The 17,305-nt window shown below is 71.7% G+C and carries 12 protein-coding genes; 6 read left to right on the forward strand and 6 right to left on the reverse strand.

All coding sequences use genetic code 11. From position 1 onward, the window contains the following. Positions 1–39: 39 nt before the first annotated feature. Positions 40–1,560, reverse strand: coding sequence for a DUF6851 domain-containing protein (locus tag ACWDEX_RS33150; protein ID WP_450468168.1), 1,521 nt, complete (start codon positions 1,558–1,560; stop codon positions 40–42). Positions 1,561–1,799: 239 nt separating this feature from the next. Beyond that, complete coding sequence (locus ACWDEX_RS33155; protein ID WP_450468169.1) at positions 1,800–3,476, reverse strand: SagB family peptide dehydrogenase; 1,677 nt, start codon at positions 3,474–3,476, stop codon at positions 1,800–1,802. Between the two features lie 373 nt (positions 3,477–3,849). Between ACWDEX_RS33155 and ACWDEX_RS33160 the strand changes: the two genes are divergently transcribed. The 3 genes from ACWDEX_RS33160 to ACWDEX_RS33170 are packed head-to-tail and all read left to right on the forward strand — an operon-like array spanning position 3,850 to position 7,067. Beyond that, positions 3,850–5,028 (forward strand): FAD-dependent oxidoreductase, encoded by a 1,179-nt coding sequence (locus ACWDEX_RS33160; protein WP_450468170.1) that lies wholly within the window; start codon positions 3,850–3,852, stop codon positions 5,026–5,028. 55 nt (positions 5,029–5,083) lie between these two features. Beyond that, positions 5,084–5,866, forward strand: a complete 783-nt coding sequence (locus ACWDEX_RS33165) for a class I SAM-dependent methyltransferase (RefSeq protein WP_450468171.1) — start codon at positions 5,084–5,086, stop codon at positions 5,864–5,866. Positions 5,867–5,879: 13 nt separating this feature from the next. After that, a complete protein-coding gene (locus tag ACWDEX_RS33170) occupies positions 5,880–7,067 on the forward strand; it encodes a macrolide family glycosyltransferase (protein WP_450468172.1) in 1,188 nt (395 codons plus the stop codon). A gap of 41 nt (positions 7,068–7,108) precedes the next feature. Here ACWDEX_RS33170 and ACWDEX_RS33175 read toward each other — a convergent pair whose 3' ends face one another. Further along, positions 7,109–7,816: a TetR/AcrR family transcriptional regulator gene (locus tag ACWDEX_RS33175; RefSeq protein WP_450468173.1), complete on the reverse strand. Its 708-nt coding sequence runs from the start codon at positions 7,814–7,816 to the stop codon at positions 7,109–7,111. 134 nt (positions 7,817–7,950) lie between these two features. Between ACWDEX_RS33175 and ACWDEX_RS33180 the strand changes: the two genes are divergently transcribed. From ACWDEX_RS33180 to ACWDEX_RS33190, 3 genes are read left to right on the forward strand one after another with little or no spacing between them, the layout of a single operon-like run. Then, entirely contained in the window at positions 7,951–8,943 is a 993-nt protein-coding gene (locus ACWDEX_RS33180) for an ATP-binding cassette domain-containing protein (protein WP_450468174.1), read from the forward strand. Further along, the gene (locus ACWDEX_RS33185) at positions 8,936–9,790 is read left to right on the forward strand and encodes an ABC transporter permease (protein ID WP_450468175.1); all 855 of its coding nucleotides are present in this window, start codon (positions 8,936–8,938) and stop codon (positions 9,788–9,790) included. Before ACWDEX_RS33180 ends, ACWDEX_RS33185 begins: the two co-directional genes overlap by 8 nt. An 18-nt stretch (positions 9,791–9,808) precedes the next feature. Then, positions 9,809–10,672 carry an ABC transporter permease gene (locus ACWDEX_RS33190; RefSeq protein ID WP_450468176.1) on the forward strand — a complete coding sequence of 288 codons (864 nt, stop codon included), beginning with the start codon at positions 9,809–9,811 and terminating at the stop codon, positions 10,670–10,672. Between the two features lie 40 nt (positions 10,673–10,712). Here ACWDEX_RS33190 and ACWDEX_RS33195 read toward each other — a convergent pair whose 3' ends face one another. From ACWDEX_RS33195 to ACWDEX_RS33205, 3 genes are all read right to left on the reverse strand, one after another. Beyond that, complete coding sequence (locus tag ACWDEX_RS33195; RefSeq protein ID WP_450468177.1) at positions 10,713–14,729, reverse strand: non-ribosomal peptide synthetase; 4,017 nt, start codon at positions 14,727–14,729, stop codon at positions 10,713–10,715. Beyond that, positions 14,726–15,511, reverse strand: a complete 786-nt coding sequence (locus tag ACWDEX_RS33200) for a thioesterase II family protein (RefSeq protein ID WP_450468178.1) — start codon at positions 15,509–15,511, stop codon at positions 14,726–14,728. The genes ACWDEX_RS33195 and ACWDEX_RS33200 overlap by 4 nt, the downstream gene beginning before the upstream one ends. Positions 15,512–15,768: 257 nt before the next feature. Then, positions 15,769–17,298 carry a GMC family oxidoreductase gene (locus ACWDEX_RS33205; protein ID WP_450468179.1) on the reverse strand — a complete coding sequence of 510 codons (1,530 nt, stop codon included), beginning with the start codon at positions 17,296–17,298 and terminating at the stop codon, positions 15,769–15,771. Positions 17,299–17,305 lie beyond the last annotated feature (7 nt).

Genomic DNA, 17,305 nt, shown 5'->3' on the forward strand with positions numbered 1-17,305 from the left:
GATCCGGGCCGGGGCCGTGTCATCTCGTGCGGACGGCCGTCACACCTCCCCCTCGATGTGGGAACGGATGAACGCGTGAGCCCTTTCGCCGATCGCCCGGCCCAGTTCCCAGGAGGCCTCGATCGCCGGCATGAAGTGGACCCCGCCGTGGAACCTGCTGAGCCCACAGTCCCTGGTCCAGTCGGTCCAGGAGGTCCAGCGCAGCTTGATCTCCTGATGGGGTGTCACTCCGGGCTCGACGACGGACGAACCGGCGGCGCGGGTCACCGTGATGTCCACCGCGTCCGTCCCGAGGAACCGGCGGGAGGCCTCCGCCTCCGCCGAGCACAGGGAGGTCGAACCCGACGGGTACTCGGGATGGTCGGGTGTGGCCAGGTAGCTCTGCCACTGGTCGGCGGGGATGGATACGGTCCCCCGGCCCGGGCCGCCCCAGGCGCGCACCGGCTGCTTTCCGTAGACGTGACGGATCGCGGTGTGCGGGCGGACGGAGTCGTAGAGCACCTTGTTGTACCAGGCGAAGACGCTCGCGTCGAAGGTGGCGGTGTCGGCCACGGTGTGCAGGTGCACCCAGCCGTCGAGGTCGAGTCCGGCCCCCACGGATCCGACGGCTGCCCCCAGACTCAGGAACTTGTCGTCGAACATCTCGCACTTCATCTTCTGCTCGTCCGTCAGCCGCGCCGACGCGGCGAGGATGTCGTCCACCTGGCGCCGGTACTCCACGCGGTTTCGGTGGTCGCTCGCCCTCGGCACGGGGGCCCGGAACTTCGCCGGGTCGCTGTACGAGTAGGGCCGCACCCGGGCCAGTTGCGGTGTCACGAACTGCTGCACCTGGAAGATCCCGTTGCCCCGGGTCACGACGAGCGGCTGCCACCGTGAAGGGTTTCGCACCTGGTAGGCCGTGTTCTCGGGCTGGTACCCGGTGTAGTCCTCGTAGGGTCGGCGGTTGAACTCGCGCCCACCGTGGTCGCCGAGCTGGTTCATGCCGTCGTGCAGCCGACTGTCGAGGACCGACCTCGCCGCGAGGTTGCCGATGCCGATGGGCGAGGTGGTGTTCTCCTGGTTGTCGTCGGGGTCCATGCCGACCGAGGCCATGGTGTCCCGCCAGAGCTGACGATGACCCGGCAGCAGCGCCAGGTACATCCGGTAGGAGGCGTAGAGCAGCGCGATGTTCTTGTTGCGGTAGGTCTTCGCCTCGGACGCGGGGCGGCGCCCCAGGTTGGAGTGGATTCCCACCGCCGTCGGGTGGTACGGCGCGATGGCGTCGAACCAGGCGTGCGCGACGAGGTTCGAGAAACGGATGATGAGCGAGGCGTCGCTGGGCCCGACAGCCGCGCGTGCGGGGCCTCCGGCGACCGGGCCGAAGACGTCGAGCGCGGCGTTGCCCCGGTCGAAGTCGAAGTTCTGAAGCCCCGCGGCGGCGGCCCGGCCGGTCGCGGCGGCGGCCTGCCCGGGAACGGCGACGAGCCCTCCGGCGGCGGCGATCCCGGCTCCCCCCGCGATGCCCCGCAGCACGGTCCGGCGCTCGACCCCCGGTCTTCCGCTCGCTGTCCACATCTTCATGACGATCCTCCCCTTGCCTGGAAACAGCCGACATGTGTGCCGGTGCAAGACCCTCACAGGAGCGGTGCGGGGTGTCACCTCCTGGATTGCCCGGCAGGACATCGGCCTCACTCACAAGAGGGAGACACTAGAGCCTTCATATAGTAACGTCTCCGGCGATCGGGGTCACGCAAGCGACGGGACGAGCCCGATGGCCCGTCCCGTCCGTGTGTCACCTGCCCTGGCGGCCGCCAGGGGGATCAGCGCGGTGAAGGGGGCTCCACCACGCCGACGAGGTGGACGTAGACGACGGACGAGTCGACTCCGTCCAGCCCCAGGGCGGCGTTGACCGTGTCGTCGTAGAAACCGCCGATCCCCACCGACGACTTGCCCAGCCACGTCGCGACGAGCGCAAGATTCTGCGCGAGGTGGCCGCTCTCCTGCAGGACGAGACGATAGGAGCGCAGGCCGTAGTGGAGCCTCTGGAAGGTCAGGTCCGCGACCGTGAAGACCCACAGCGGGCAGTCATCGGCGTACACCTTTCCGCCGGCCTTGGGCGGGAAGGCCACGCTGGGGTCGGTGGCGGGCGCCATCCGCATCAACTCGGCGCGGATGTCCTGGTCGTCGATCAAATCCAGTGCGTGCGCCTCGGGGTCGTGGAGATAGGTCCCGGGGGCGAGTCCCTCGACGTCGTGGCAGTACAGCAGGACCCGAAGCGGGTAGCGGGTCCCTCCGCTCGGATACGGCCGCACGGGATACGAACTCACGGCGCCGGGCATGGTCTTGTGCGCCGTGACACCTGCGGAGAAGTGGAGCAGGGTGCTCAGGTCGCCGAGCGTGAACGGACCGGTGTAGGTGCCGTAAGCGCTGCGGCGGGCCAGCAGCACGTCCTCGAAGGCCATCGCCCCGTCGGGCACGGCGGGCGGCTCCAGCGGGATGCGCGCGAGCGGTGGCGGCAGCTCCTGGCGACCCTCGGCCGTGGCACCGACCATGTCCGGGCGCTGGTCCACCAGCCGCGCTCCGAAGAACTTGCTGTGCTCGTGCATGAGACGGTCGGCGGACCTCTGGGTGTCGGCGAAGAACGGCTCCCGCGGCCCGCCGGACACCAGGTCCATCGACACCAGCCAGGCGGTGTACGCCTCGTCCTGCGCGGTCAGGCCGAGCAGGCCGACCACCAGCCGGGCGAGCGTCCGCAGCACCGCGGCCGGAGCGGCGGTGAGCAGGCCCGCCTCGTGCGCCGGCGCCAGTGCTGCCCGCAGCGCGCACTGGTCCCGGTACCAGTCGCCGACCGTGGTGCCCGGAAGGGCGAGCTCGGCCCGGGTCGCCGCGTGCCGCCGACGCCACTCGGCCTCGTTGCGGAAGTGGTCCCGCTCCGCGCCGCCACGTGCCGCGTCCCGGTCCTCGGCGAGCGTGGAGGTGTGGGTGCGCAGCCAGGACGCCGCGCGCCGGGGCTCCGGCTCCGCGGCCGTCGCCGCGGCGAGCAGCAACCCGGCTGCCACGCGCAGGCGCTTCTCGTGCGAGGGAGCCGTGCGCAGTGCCGCAAGAGCCGTCCGGGAGGCGCGGGCGAGGTACGGCGCACAGCGTGCGAGTCCCTCGGCGCCGCCGAACCGGGCGGTGTCCGCGCCCGGCCCGAGCGCCGGCCCGGTGACCGACGAGGGGTCGGCCACCGCGGCACGCAGCGCGTCAGCCAGCGGCGCGAGCGGGGCGCCGTCACCGCCGAGCAGACGGACCGTCAGGCGTCCACCGTCCTCGCCCGTACGCTCGGCGAACCAGACGGGCGTGTGCGCCTCCGCCGCGCGCGCGGCCGCCCAGGGGGCGACGGCGCCGAGCAGGAGGCGGTCCGCCGCCCCCTCGTCCTTCTCGAGCGCGACATGCAGGGAGTACAGGCGGTCCACCGCGTCCTCCGCGCCGTCAGCAGCCCGGGCCATTATCGTCATTCCCTCACCCGTCCTCGCTCCGCAGTTTGTCTGGGAATTCGCCCATGTCGCTTCGGAATTGGTGACGATAGTCGCGCGAACCAGGCGCCACAAGACCCGATGACACCGGGCGGAGAAAGCAATTTGGGATATTCTCGCGCCACCTCCCGCATGCGAAAATGCCTTAATACATAAGGGAGCCACCCCTCTCCCGGGAAAGAACGTCGCAACACGGTGTGAGCGCGGGAATCCCGCTCCCCCACCTCCCGGACCTGCGTCCGGGCTCGATTCGCCGCCCTGGCGCACACCGTCGGGCGGTGGTGTTGAACGTGGCAGAAGACAGCTCGTCCCCTTCCTCGTCGGGAACGGGGACATCAGCGCGGGAGAGTCGGAAATGAAGTCGATCAAAGTACTCGTGGCCGGCGGAGGGATTGGCGGACTCGCACTCGCCGTCGCCCTGCGCGAACGCGGCATCGCGGTGGAGGTCTTTGAACGGGCGAAAGGCTTCGGAAACACCGGTTCCGGCATAGAACTCACGCCCAACGGCGTGAAATCGGTGGACCGCATCAGCACTCGGCTGGGCGAGGCCGTGCGGCAGGCCGGCTGGTCCAGCGAGAGCCATGCCTGCGACATGCCGATCATGTCCTCCGACGGCAGGCTCCTGAAGAGCCGCGAGGTCGGCAACTTCCCCGTCAAGTGGGGCGCCCCGATGATAGGTATCCTCCGGGCCGACCTGCACCGGATACTGGCCGACGCCGTGAGCCGACCGGGCGCCGCACCGGTGACGGTCCATCACCAGGCGACCGTGGTCGGGGCGGCCACCGACGGACACGCCGCGAGCCTCACGCTCGCCGACGGCCGCACGGTCACCGGGGACGTGGTCGTCGGGGCGGACGGGGTCCGCTCCACCCTGCGCGGCATCGTCGCCGGTGACGTGCCGCCCCGGTACCTCGGCTTCACCTCGATCCGCGGCATCTCCAAGCGTCCGGCCCAGCACGGCGACGGCTTCGTCTTCGTCGGGCCCGGCGGGCACTTCTTCGCGGAGGCGTTCGACGACACCCGGCTGTTCTGGACGGCCACGGTGAACTCCTCCGAGCACGTCTGGCCCGCCAAGCCGGTGGAACAGGCCAAGTCCGACCTGCTGGACCTGTGGGGCGGCTGGGCGTCGCCGCTGCCGGAGACCGTCGACTCCTGCGCGCTGGAGGACATGGTCGTCACCGACGTGCACGACTGCCCTCCGCTGAAGCGCTATCACACGGGCAGGCTGGTACTGCTGGGCGACGCGGCCCATCCGATCGGCCCGGTGCTCGGCCAGGGCGCCAACATGGCCCTGGAGGACGTCGCGACGCTCGCCCGCCTGCTGGCCGAGCAGGACGTCCCCGCGGCACTCCGCCAGTACGGGCGAGTCAGGTCGAGCCGCGCCAACAAGATCGTCCAGCACTCCCGGCTGCTCGCCCGGATCGGCCACACCACGAACCCCCTGCTGGGCCGCATCCGCGACACGCTGATCCGTTCCATGAAGCGCCGCGAGGAGACCTACCGGGACAAGGAGCTGTTCAGCTTCACCCCATGACCTCCGCGAGATTCGCGCACCACGACGCCGGTTCCCATCACGACGAAGGACAGCCATGACCAACCTCGCCGATTACGTGTTCCACAACGTCCCCGCGCAGCTGAGCCCGCTCGAGAAGTTCCTCGACCCGTTCACGCTCGCCGAACTCGCCGAACTGGCACCCCCGAAGGGCGGCCGCTTCCTCGACCTCGGCGCCGGCGGCGGATCCGTGACCCGGATGCTCTCCAGGATCGCCGGCGAGGAGGGTCATGTCGTCGCCGTCGACCAGGACACGCACATGATCGCCCCCGCGCCGAACGTCTCCATACACACCCAGGACCTGAGCACCGGCGAACCCCTCCCCGCCGAGGGGCCGTTCGACCTGGTCCATGCGCGACTGCTCACCCACCACCTGGAGAACCGGGTGGAGTTCGTGCACCGGCTGGCCGAGGTGGTCCGGCCGGGCGGCTGGCTGCTGCTGGGCGAGTTCGTCCGCTCCACGCCGAAGGTAGTCGCCGCGCCCAGCGAGAAGCACGCCGAGGCGTTCGTGCGCGTCCTGGACGGCCTCTACGACGTCATGACGGCCCGTCACACCCATGGCGCGTGGGGCCACGAGGTGCACGCCACCATGCTCGACGCCGGGCTGACCGACGTGCGCACGCAGTGGCACTACCAGAGCTGGACGGGCGGCGGCCACGGCTGCCGTCTCTTCGAGAACAACGTGAGCCAGAAGCGCGAGGCGATGATCGAGGCGGGCGTCGACGCCGGCGACATCGACCTGTTCCTGGCGTCGATGCACGACCCGGCCATGGTCGTGCGCAGCCACGAGTTCGTCTCCATCCGCGGCCGTCGTGGCTGAGGGAGGACCCACCGTGAGCAGCCGGAGTCGGCACATCGCCTTCTTCAACGTCCCCGCACCCGGGCATCTGATGCCCACGCTCGCCGTCGTCGAGGAACTGGTGCGGCAGGGCCATCGGGTGAGCTATCCGGCGACCGCGGCCCACGCCGACGACGTGGCGTCCGCGGGCGCCGACGTCGTCCCCTACGAGTCCACCATCGACGTCCAGCGGGACTTCCCGGCCGGCACCGAGAACTGGCTGGCGAAGGTCCTGCTGAGCGGCGTGCGGGAGGGGATCCACACCACCCCGCTCTTCGACGCGCACTTCGCCGACGACCGTCCGGACGCCGTCGTCTACGACGGCTACGTGCGGTGGATCGGCGAGCTGCTGGCCGAGAAGTGGCAGGTCCCGGCGGTGCGGCTGTTCCCGGTGGGCTGTGTCAGCCAGCACGTCACACCGGCCGCCATCGGCGACGCGGCCTATGCCGAGCTGACCGGGGAGATGAACCGCTACGCGGCGATGAACGGGGTCGATGCCGCCTCGGCCTTCCACGGGCTGAAGGGCGACCCCGGGGCGCTGAAGATCGTCTTCTACCCGAAACGGTTCGGCTACGTCGACGCGGAGACCGACGACATGTTCCGCTTCGTCGGGCCCTGTCTGCGGGCGAAGTCCCTGGAAGGCGGCTGGCATCCGCCGGCGAGTGGGAAGCCGGTGGCACTGCTGTCGCTCGGCACCAGCTTCAACCAGCAGCCCGAGCTCTTCCGGATGTGCATCGAGGCGTTCGAGGGCCTGCCGTGGCACGTGGTGGTCGCGGTGGGCCCCGGGGTGGACGAGTCCTCGCTCGGGCCGCTTCCCCCGGACGTCGAGGTCCACCCCTGGGTGCCCTTCCAGGCCGTACTTGACCATGCGGAGCTCATGGTGTGCTCCGGCGGGACCGGCACGGTGATGCACGCCCTGCACGCCGGCACACCGCTGGTGGTGCTGCCGCAGCTCGCCGCCGCGGACGGCCTGGCGCGCCAGCTCGAGGAGTTCGGCGTCGGCCGGATGATCGGCAGGGAGGAGGCGTCGACGAAGGCGGTCCGGGCCGCCCTACTGGACCTGTCGGCCGACGACTCGGCGGCCGCGGCCGTCCGGGACATGCAGCGACACGTCCGCGAGTCGGGCGGCGCGGTACGGGCCGCGGCCGAGATCCTGGCCCACATCGGGCGCGCCGGGGCGTAGACGGAGCGGGCCACGACGGCTGCTGGACCGGTCCCGCCGGTTCAGGAGCCGTCGTAGTCGCTGCCCGAGAGCTGCTGCGCGAAGTTGATCAGCTCGGTCTCGAACAGGGCGCCGCTGTCGGTCACCGCCCAGTCCATGTGACCGAAGATCTCCATGGCGATGATGCCGTACAGCCGTGCCCAGACGGCCAGGAAGGCGAAGATGACCGGGAGTTCGAGCCCTTGCTCGCCCTCCAGGTAGTCCCGCAGTCCCGGGGCCAGCCGGTCCTCGATCAGCTCGACCGGCGGGGTGCGCAGTTGGCCTCGCCGGTCGAGCTCCGCGATCTCGCCGAGGAAGGTCACGCCCACGCACGCCGGGGCGTAGTCGGGCTCGGGCGATTCGCCCTGCTCGGCGCCCGGCGGCGGCGGTCCCAGCATCAGTCCGAATTCGGCGCGGTGTTCGAGTCCCCAGTCCCGGAAGGCTCGCGCCATCGCCATCAGACGGGGCAGCGGATCGTCGCCGGCCACGCCGTCGCGCGCCAGGGTCGTCGCCTTGCCGAGCTCCTGGAAGAGGTCGCTGCGCACATCGGCCAGCAGGGCCTCCAGGCTCGGGTAGTAGCGGTAGAGCGCCGAGGGTGTCATGCCCATCTCGCGTGAGATGGCGCGCAGCGAGACGGCGCTCGGACCACCCTTGACCAGCAGATCCTTGGCCACGTTCTTGATTTCGGCCACGGCGGACGCCCGCCGCTTCTCACGCCAGTTGGTTGCCATCCGCCTGCCCAGCTCCTCGCTTACGACCGTGTCCCAGCATTCCACGAGAACACGCTTGACAGTAGAGTACAGCCACATGCAAAGTTAACAGCGTTCTCGTTTCGGTGCTGTGTTTACGCGATGAAGGTGCGGATGTGAGTACCCAGACCCAGGCGCCGGCCGGGCCCGACCGGCCGAAAGACGTCACCGCAATCCCCGCGATCGAGATCAGCGGGTTGACCAAGACGTACGGCTCGTCCGAGACGCCGTCCGTCGACAACGTGTCCCTGTCCGTCCCGGCGGGCACGGTCTTCGGCTTCCTGGGCCCCAACGGCGCGGGGAAGACCACGACGATCAAGATCCTGGCGGGACTGCTGTCCGCCACCTCCGGCCGGACCCTGCTCAACGGCTATGACGTCACCAAGCAGCGCTCCGCGGCGATGCAGCAGTTCGGCGCGGTCCTGGAGGGTTCCCGGAACGTCTACTGGACGCTGTCCGCCTGGCAGAACCTCCAGTACTTCGGACGGCTGAAGGGCATGCGGAGCGCCGATGTGCAGGCGCGCGCCGAGGAGTTGCTCAAGGGCCTCGACCTGTGGGACCGCCGCGACGAGAAGGTCGGCGGCTACTCCCGCGGTATGCAACAGAAGGTCGCGGTGGCCACCGCGCTCATCGCCGATCCGCCGATCGTGCTGCTCGACGAGCCGACGCTGGGCCTCGACGTGGAGGCGACCCGCACGGTGATGGAGTGGATCCGCACGCTCTCACGCGAACGCGGCAAGACGGTCCTGCTCACCACCCACCAGATGAACGTGGTGGAGGAGCTGTGCGACCGGGTCGCGGTGATCCGCAAGGGCGTCGTCATCGCTGACATGACGACGGAGCAGTTGCTCGCGCAGTTCCGGGAGCGCGACGCCTACGAGGTCCGCGTGGAGGGCGAACTGCCGGAACTGGCGCTGCCGGCCGGCTTCACCGCGCGCACCGTCGAGGGGGCGACCGTCGTCTCCGGACGCGTCGCCGACCCGCAGGAGATCTACACACTCGTCGACCGGCTCCGCGAGCAGCACGCCGTGGTGCAGTCGCTCGCGCAGGTCGCCCCCGACCTGGAGGACGTGTTCATGGGTCTGATCAAGGCGCCCGCCCATGACTAGCATCGCCCCCCTCCCCGCACAGCGCACCGCGCGCCCCGCCGCCACCTGGCGGCTCACCCCGCGCAACGGACTGAGCGTGCTCGGCGCCGAGATCCGCAAGGGCCTCCTGTCCCAGCTCGCCCACCCCGCCGGCCACATCATCATGCTGACCATCAGCACCGTGCTGTACCTCGGCATGCAGTACGTCATGGGCCAGGGCTCGCTGCGCCGGGACCTCATCCCGGAGACCCTGGTCGCCATCAGCGGTTACTGGTTCCTCCACTACGGCAGCCTGGTCATGGTGGCGGATCTCGTCGAGGAGAAGCGCGGCGGGACGTACGCGCAGAGCCACATGTCGCCGGCTCCCCCGTGGGTCTTCATGATGGGGCGTCTGTTCACGGCCTCGCTGATGGGTCTCATGGTCGCTGTGGTGGCCACGCTGGTCCCGATGTTCGTGACCGGCGTGACGATCCCGCTGAAGGCCGCGGCGCTGCTGCCGTACGCGCTGGTCGTCGTCAACGTCCTGGCGTTCACCTTCGTGCTCGCCGCCATCGCCATCAACTCACCGATGGTGGGCGCCCTGCACTCGCTGTTCACCTCGCTCGTCATCCTGCTCAACGGCTCGATGATGCCGCTCGGTCTGTACCCGGACTGGCTGGCCGTGGTCGCGCGCTTCCTGCCGACCACGCTCGGGATCGAGGCGACGACGAAGGTCCTCTTCGACGGGGACTCGCTCGGGGACATCTGGTCGGACGGGACGCTGCCGTGGCTGCTCGCGTACACGTTCGTGCTCGTCCTCTTCGGAGGATGGATCTTCGCCCGTAACCACCGCCGTGCCGTCCGTGACGGTCGGCTCGGCCAGTACTGACATGAGCGGGGACCTGTCATGACGACGCTCAATCCCACCGCCGACCGCGTCGGCCCGGCCCCCGTGGCCGGCCGGCCCGGAGCCGCCACGTACTACAACGGCTTCCGCAACGAGGTGCACAAGGGTCTGCTGAACTTCGTGGCCGGATGGCGCGAGGTGGTGATCCAGATGATCACCTTCCCGATCTTCTTCCTGCTCCTCGTCCTCTTCATGGGCAAGGGCCAGATGAAGGACGAGCTGCTGCTGCCGGGGCTCCTCGGCATGGTCTCGCTGACCTTCATCCACGAGCAGGTGAACCGGGCGTTCTGGAGCTATCTCGGTGACATGCAGTCGGGCGTGCTGGAGCAGACCTATCTCACTCCGCTGCCGTCCTGGACGCTGATCCTCGGCCGCCAGGTCGCCGCGGTGGTCTCCGCCCTGCCCAGCGCGCTGTCCGTGCTCGTCGTCGGTGTCGTGACGATCGAGGCGCGCGGCGGGGACACACCCTTCGACGTCCAGATCCTGGTGCCGCTCGCCTCGATCGTGCTCGGCACCTGCGGCCTGGCGCTGATCCTGTGCGGACTGACGCTGGTGTTCAAGCGCATCCAGATCGTCACCCAGTTCACGATGGCCATCTGGTTCATCGCGGGCGGCACCTTCGTCCCGCTGGACAACATGCCGGGCGTCACCGCCTTCCTCAGCCGTCTGCTGGTGCCGATCGCCCCGGGCATCGAGGCCGTACGCGACATCCTGATCGGCGGTCGCTCACTGCTGGACCTCCAGACCGGCTGGGGTCTGTGGTGGGTGATCGCGCAGCCGCTCCTGCTGGTCGGCATCGGCGTGGTCCTCTTCGGCCGGCTGGAGCACGTGGCCAGGCGCCGGGGCACGCTGGGCCGTTACTGAGGCCGGCCCCATGACCCTCCGGGCCGTCGGCCGAGCCGCGTCAACCCCCGTCCGTGACACCGTGCCGGGAATCCCCCGTACCGGCCGGCCAGCGGCGGACGCGCTCGCCGACGGCCCGGAGTCCTCCGTCCGCCACGATCGAGTAGTGGTCACCCTCCAGGAACTCGACCTCGGTCCGCGGGCACAGCGCACGCCAGCCGCCCCCCGGTCCATGGAGGTCCCCGTGCCGCTGCCGCGCCACGAAGAGCAGCACGGGCACGTCGCACGGACCCGGGCGGTAGGCGCCGAGCACCGCCAGGTTGTGGGCGTGTGCGCCCGCCAGGCGCGCGAACTGCGCATCGTCGACCTCCGGCGGGAGCAGGCCGTGCGCGACGGCCACGGCCCGGGCGGCGGCCGGCAGATCGTCACCGGCCGCCTCGTGCACGGCGGCGGCCGCGGCGGCGGGCAGACGCCCGCCCGCGAGGTCCCCCAGGAACTCGACGAGGCGTTCGGCCTCGGTGTCCGGCAGCCGTTCCTCGGTCGCCATGCTGTCGATCATCACCACCCGGCATTGCTCGCCCTCGGCCGTCAGCTGCCGCGCCACCTCGAAGGCCAGCACACCGCCCATCGACCAGCCGCCGAGCAGGTACGGCCCCGTAGGCACCAGCTCCCTCAGCTCGCGGAGGTAGGAGGCGGCCATCGTCTCCAGGTCCGGGTCACCGGACGGTCCGGCGCCCTGGACGAGCATCCGGCTCTGGAAGGCGTGCACCGGACCGGGCCAGGAACGCGCCAGGTCCAGATAGCCGGCCACCGAGCCGCCCACCGGGTGGAAGAGGATCAGCGGCTGTCCGCCGCCCGTCTCCTCGCCGTCGGAAAGGGTCACCGCGCACGCCGCGGACGCTGTTCCGTCGTGCACGGCCGCCGCGAAGGCGCGCAGCGTGGGCGACTCGAAGATCCGGCCGAACGGGACGGCCGTGCCCAGCTCCGTGCGCACCCGGTTGACGAGCCGCAGGGCGAGCAGGGAGTTGCCGCCGAGAGCGAAGAAGTCGCTGTCCGGGCCGACGTCGGCGACGCCGAGCAGTTCCTCCCACAGCTCGCCCAGCCGGCGCATCACCTTGTCGTCCGGCGGCAGGGCGTCCGCGCCGCCGGACGCGGGTCCCGTCAGCAGCGCCGCGATCCCGCCCGTGTCCACCTTGCCGTTGGCCGTCAGCGGCAGCCGCTCCACGACGCCGACCCGGCCGGGCACCATGTACGCCGGCAGCCTCTCCCGCAGATGCGCGAGGATCTGTGCCTCGTCGACTCCGGAGCCCTCCTCGGGAACCACCAGCGACACCAGACGCAGCTTTCCGCCCGGCGCCCGGGTCGCGGCGACCACGCACTCGACGACGCCGGGGTGGCTGCGCACGGCGGCCTCCACCTCCCCCGGCTCGACCCGGAAGCCCTGGATCTGGACCTGGCGGTCCTCACGGCCGAGGAACTCGATCGTGCCGTCGGGCCAGTAGCGGCCGAGATCGCCGGTCCAGTAGAGCCGTTCGCCGGTGTGCGGGCAGCGCACAAAGCGTTCGGCAGTGCGTTCCGGGTCCCCCGCGTACCCCTGGGCGAGTCCCAGGCCGCCGATGTGGATGCGCCCGACGGCCCACGGCGGTCTGACCGCCATGCCGTGGTCGAGCACCCGCATCGTCTGGCCGTCCAGCGGCCTGCCGTACGGGATGCTGCGCCAGGACGGGTCGACCCGGTCCACCTCGAACCAGTTCGACCAGATCGACGCCTCGGTCGCCCCGCCGAGCGCGAGCACGCGCACCCCCTCCCACAGGGCACGCATCCGGTCGGGCAGTGTGACGGGTACCCAGTCACCGCTGAGCAGGAAGGCGCGCAGCGGCGGCAGCGCGACGGCTCCGGGCTGCGCCAGGACCTCGACCAGCATCTCGGCCAGCGCCGGAACGGAGTTCCACACCGTCACACCGTGCGCCGACGCCGCCTCGGCCCAGCCCTCCGGATCCGGGTGGTCGGTCGCCTCCGGGACCACCAGCGCGGCACCGGCCGCCAGCGTGCCGAAGACATCCCACACCGACAGGTCGAAACTGAGCGACGAGATACCGAAGACGCGGTCACCGGCGACCAGGCGCAGCCGGCGATTGATGTCGGCGACGGTGTTCAGGGCGGCACCGTGGCCGATCATGACGCCCTTGGGGTCACCGGTCGAGCCGGAGGTGTGGATCACGTAGGCGAGGTCGCCGCCGTCGCCGGTGCGCCCCGGGAGCGGCGGCCCGGCGGCGGACACCTGGTCGACGTGCAGGGCCGGACGTCCGCCGACGGCGTCGGGGCCGGGGGTGCGGTGGGACTGGACGAGCACGGCCCGCGCCGAACAGGCGTCCAGCAGCCGGGCGATCCTGCCCGGCGGCAGCTCCACGGCCACCGGGCAGTACGCGGCACCCGAGCGGAGCACCCCCAGCACGGCGGCGACCTGCTCCCACCCCTTGGCCATGACCACCGGCACCACGTCTCCGGGCCCGATCCCGTTGCCGGTCAGCCACTGGGCGACGGACCGGGACAGCCCGTCGAGCTCTCCGTACGACAGAGTGCGCCCGGCCGTGATGACCGCGGGACGGCCCGGGTGCGCGGTGGCCGCCCGCAGGAAGCCGTCCTCCAGCCTTCCGGGCGGGGGGCCGGCCGCCGCCGGTGCGTTGAGCCGCTCGACCAGCTCGCGGTGGGACGCCCCGGGCGGCTCGGGCGGCGCGTCGGCGCCCGTCGGGGCGGCGAGCTGCCGGATCATGCGGGCATACGCGTCGAACATGGCGTCCACCAGTCCGTCGGGGAACGCTTCGTCGACGGTGTCCCACACGCACTCGACGCCGCCCCCTGGAGCGTCCTTGATCTGCTGGTCGACGAGGACCTGAGGGGTTCTCAGGGCCGAGGTGACGGTGCGGCAGAAGCCGCGCGCGCCCTCCTGCCGCTCCGCCGGTCCGAGCATGCTGTTGAAGACGTACGGCAGGGCGGCCCGCGAGGTCCAGCCCCGGCGGGCGGCCAGCTCCCGGGTCACGCGGATCGCGCTCACGTCGGAGTGGCGCATGTCCTCCCACAGACGCTTCTGGAGCAGCGCGGCGCGGGTGAAGAAGTCCGGCGACCGCGTCAGGTCCACCTCCAGCGGCAGGGTGGCGCTGAACTGTCCCACCACGTGCGCCGCCTCAGGCCGCCGGGCCACCCAGTTCTGGTGCAGCACGTTCACGCAGAAGGCGGGCTCCGCCGCCCAGGCGCCCAGGACCTCCGCGTACACGTGCAGCAGTCCGGTCGTCGGCAGGACTCGATGGGCGCGGAAGTTGGCGCGGAAGCGCTGCCACTCCTGCGGACCGAGGACACAGGAGCGGCGCGTCAGACGGGCCGAGTGGATGCTGCTCTCCGGGCGGGCGAGCGGCAGCCGCGGGGCGCCGGGCAGTGTGTCCAGACGCTCCTCCCAGTACCGCCACTGCTCCCGGTGCGCGGGGGAGTCCTCCTCGGCGGTCCGGGCGAGCACGATCTCGCGGAACGTTCCGGGCGGAGGCGGGAGTTCGGCGCCCGGGTCGCGGTAGAGCGTCCACCACTCGGCCTGCAGCCTGCGGGTGCTCGCGGAGTCGAGCAGCAGCAGGCTCATCGCGAAGTGGACCCGGGTGCGATGACGCCGTATCCGGTTGGCGGTGATCTCGAAGAGCGGCCAGCCGGTGGGGGCCGGTCCCTCGTCCCGCATGCGCTCCCTGGTCCGCAGGAGCTCCGCCTCCCGTTCGCCGGGCGTCAGAGCGGTGAGGTCCGCGGTGCGCAGCCGGAAGGGGCGCACCTCCTCCGGCGGCAGGACCCGTTGCCCCTCCTCGGACATGACCGTGCGCAGGTGCTCGTGCCGGGCGATCAGCAGATCGACGGCGCGGCTCGCGGCCACGGGGTCGAAGCCGACGACGTCCATCTCGGTGTACAGGGTGGGCCGGAAGCCGCCGAGGTCCATGAGCGGGCTCGACCCGACCAGGTACGCCGCCTGGAGATCGGTGAGCGGAAAGGGGTCCCCGGGGCTCGAGGGTGTGTCGGCGGTCCGGCGGGGTTCCGTCGTCTTCACTGCTGCCTCCCGGTGATCGCGCCGCTGGGCCCCGGCAGTTCCGCGGCGATCGCCGCCAGGACCTGCTCGTGGGCTTCCTCGTGAAGAAAGAAATGGCCGCCGTCGAACATCCGGACCTCGGTCCGGGCGGCGGAGTGCCGCTGCCAGCCCGCGAGTTCCGCGGGGTCGGCCAGTGGGTCGTCCCGGCCGCCGAGGACGACGACCGGGCAGTCGAGCGGGCGGCCGGGCCGCCAGCGATAGGTCTCCGAGACGGCGAAGTCGGCGCGCACCATGGGCAGCAGTGCCGTGAGCGCCGCCGCGCTGTCCAGCACCTCGGGCGGGGTCCCGTTCAGCTCCCGCAGATGCGCGACCAGTTCGTCCCGCGGGGCGTCGTGCACGTCCGGCCGGCGGGAGGGCAGGTGCGGCGCGCGCCGTCCGGAGGCGACGAGCAGGTCGCAGGGGCGCGCTCCGCGCTCGCGCAGGCGCCGGCACATCTCATAGGCGATCAGCGCGCCCATGCTGTGGCCGAACCAGGCGTAAGGGCGGTCCAGCAGCGGCACGACCGCGTCGGCGAGGGCGTCGGTGAGCTCGTCCAGGCACCGGTGGGGCGGCTCGGAGAAACGTTTCTCGCGACCGGGCAGCCGGATGGACACCACGTCGGCCCAGGGGGCCAGGCGCTCGGCCCACCGGCGGTAGAGCGCGGCGCCGCCGCCGGTGTGCGGCAGGCAGAAGAGCCTGACGGGCGCGTCCTGGGTGGGCGCCCACCGCACGCACCACTCGCCCCGGCGGCCGTCGCCGGGCACGCGTGCGCGGTCGGGCGCTAGGGCCTGTGTGGAGTTGCCCGTCGTTCGCCCGGAGGGCGGGCGTCGCGGCGTCTGGGGCTGGGGGCACCTCCCACGCCCTTCAGGCAGTGGGGGAACATCGCAAGGCGGAGGGTCGTCCGCGTACTGGATGTACGCGGGCGATCCCGACAACGCGGCTGGGGGTCCCCCCTGCTCGAAGAGCTTGGGGGAGTGCCGTGCCAGACGCCGCGACGCAGGCGGGCAACTCCACACAGGCCCTAACGGCTCCACGACGCCGCCCTCTCACCGAGCATGATGGCCGTGAGGTTGACCGGCGCGGCGGGGACCGACGGCATCGCGGAGGCGTCCACCACACGCAGGCCGCGCAGCCCGTGCACCCGGAACCTCTCGTCGACGACGGCCTCCCGCCGGGAAGCGGGCCCCATCGCGGCCGTCCCGGCCGGGTGCCAGGACGGGCAGACGAACCGGCCGACCGCGCGGCGCAGCAGGTCGTCGTCGCGGACCGTCCGCTCGGTCCACAGGAAGAGCCGTTCCGTCAGCGGCGCGAGGTGCCCGCCGGTGACGGCGTCCCACAGCATCCGGACGCCGTGCATCAGACGGTCCACGTCCCACGGGTCGTGGGCGAGCCGCAGCTCGATCACCGGCGCTCCGTCCGGTGCGGCGGGGTCCAGGGCGACCCGGCCGCGCGAGCGCGGCGACAGCAGGGAGGCGTGCAGGGAGAACGCGGTGCGTCCACGCAGCACCCCGGCCATCCCGGGCACCTCCAGCCCGTTGACGGTGTTGACCAGGGTGAGGTTGAGCTCCGGCACACCGTCCGGCCCGGCGACCCGGGCCAGGACCTGGTGCATGGCCTCCCCCGGGCGGACCGCTCCGTCCGCGGGCAGGGCCCACAGGGCGACGAGCGGGTGCTCCGACAGGTTGGCGCCCACCCCTGGCAGATCCGCCACCGGACGGATGCCCAGCCCGCGCAGGTCGTCGGCGGGCCCCACACCCGAGCGCAGCAGCAGGGCCGGTGTGCCGATCGCCCCGGCACTGAGCGTGACGCGGTCCGCGTCGACACGCAGGGTGCGCCCGCCCCGTACGGCCTCCACGCCGACGGCGGTGTCCCCGGCGAACAGGACGCGGGTGACGTGGCAGTCGGCGGCCACGGTGAGCGAGGACCGGACACGGGCGGGCTCAAGGTAGGCATCGGCGGTCGACACCCTGCGGCCGTCCCGCTCGTTGCGGGGTATGGGACCCGCTCCGGCGGTGCAGCCGGGGGCGTTCAGGTCGGCGACCGTCGGCACCCCCAGGTCGCCGCAGGCGGCGAGGAAGGCCCGGGACAGCGGTCCGAGGGCGTCCTCGCCGAGCCGGCGGACCGGCACGGGACCGTCGGTGCCGTGCCCGTCCCCCTTGAAGTCCGCGTCGGACTCCAGCCGTACGAAGTGGGGCAGCACCTCCTCCCACGCCCAGGCGGTGTTCCCGGCGGCCGCCCACGCTTCGAAGTCCGAGGCCAGACCGCGCAGTGCGAGGGCGCCGTTGACGGCGGAGGAGCCGCCGACGGTCCGCCCGACGGCGTACGGGTAGCGGCGTCCGTCCCCGCCCGCCTCGCTCACATGGGCCGAGTGGTCCCAGTTGGCGCCCGACAGCACCGGGTTGTCGGGGGAGCCTGCGACCCTGGTGCCGGGTCCGGCCTCCAGGAGGAGCACCCGGCGGGCGGGGTCCTCGGACAGCCTGCCCGCGAGGGCGGCGCCGGCCGAGCCGGCGCCGACGACCACGTCGTCCCAATGGCCCTCGACGGTGTCCACGGCATAC

This window comes from Streptomyces sp. NPDC001020 (assembly GCF_053599115.1).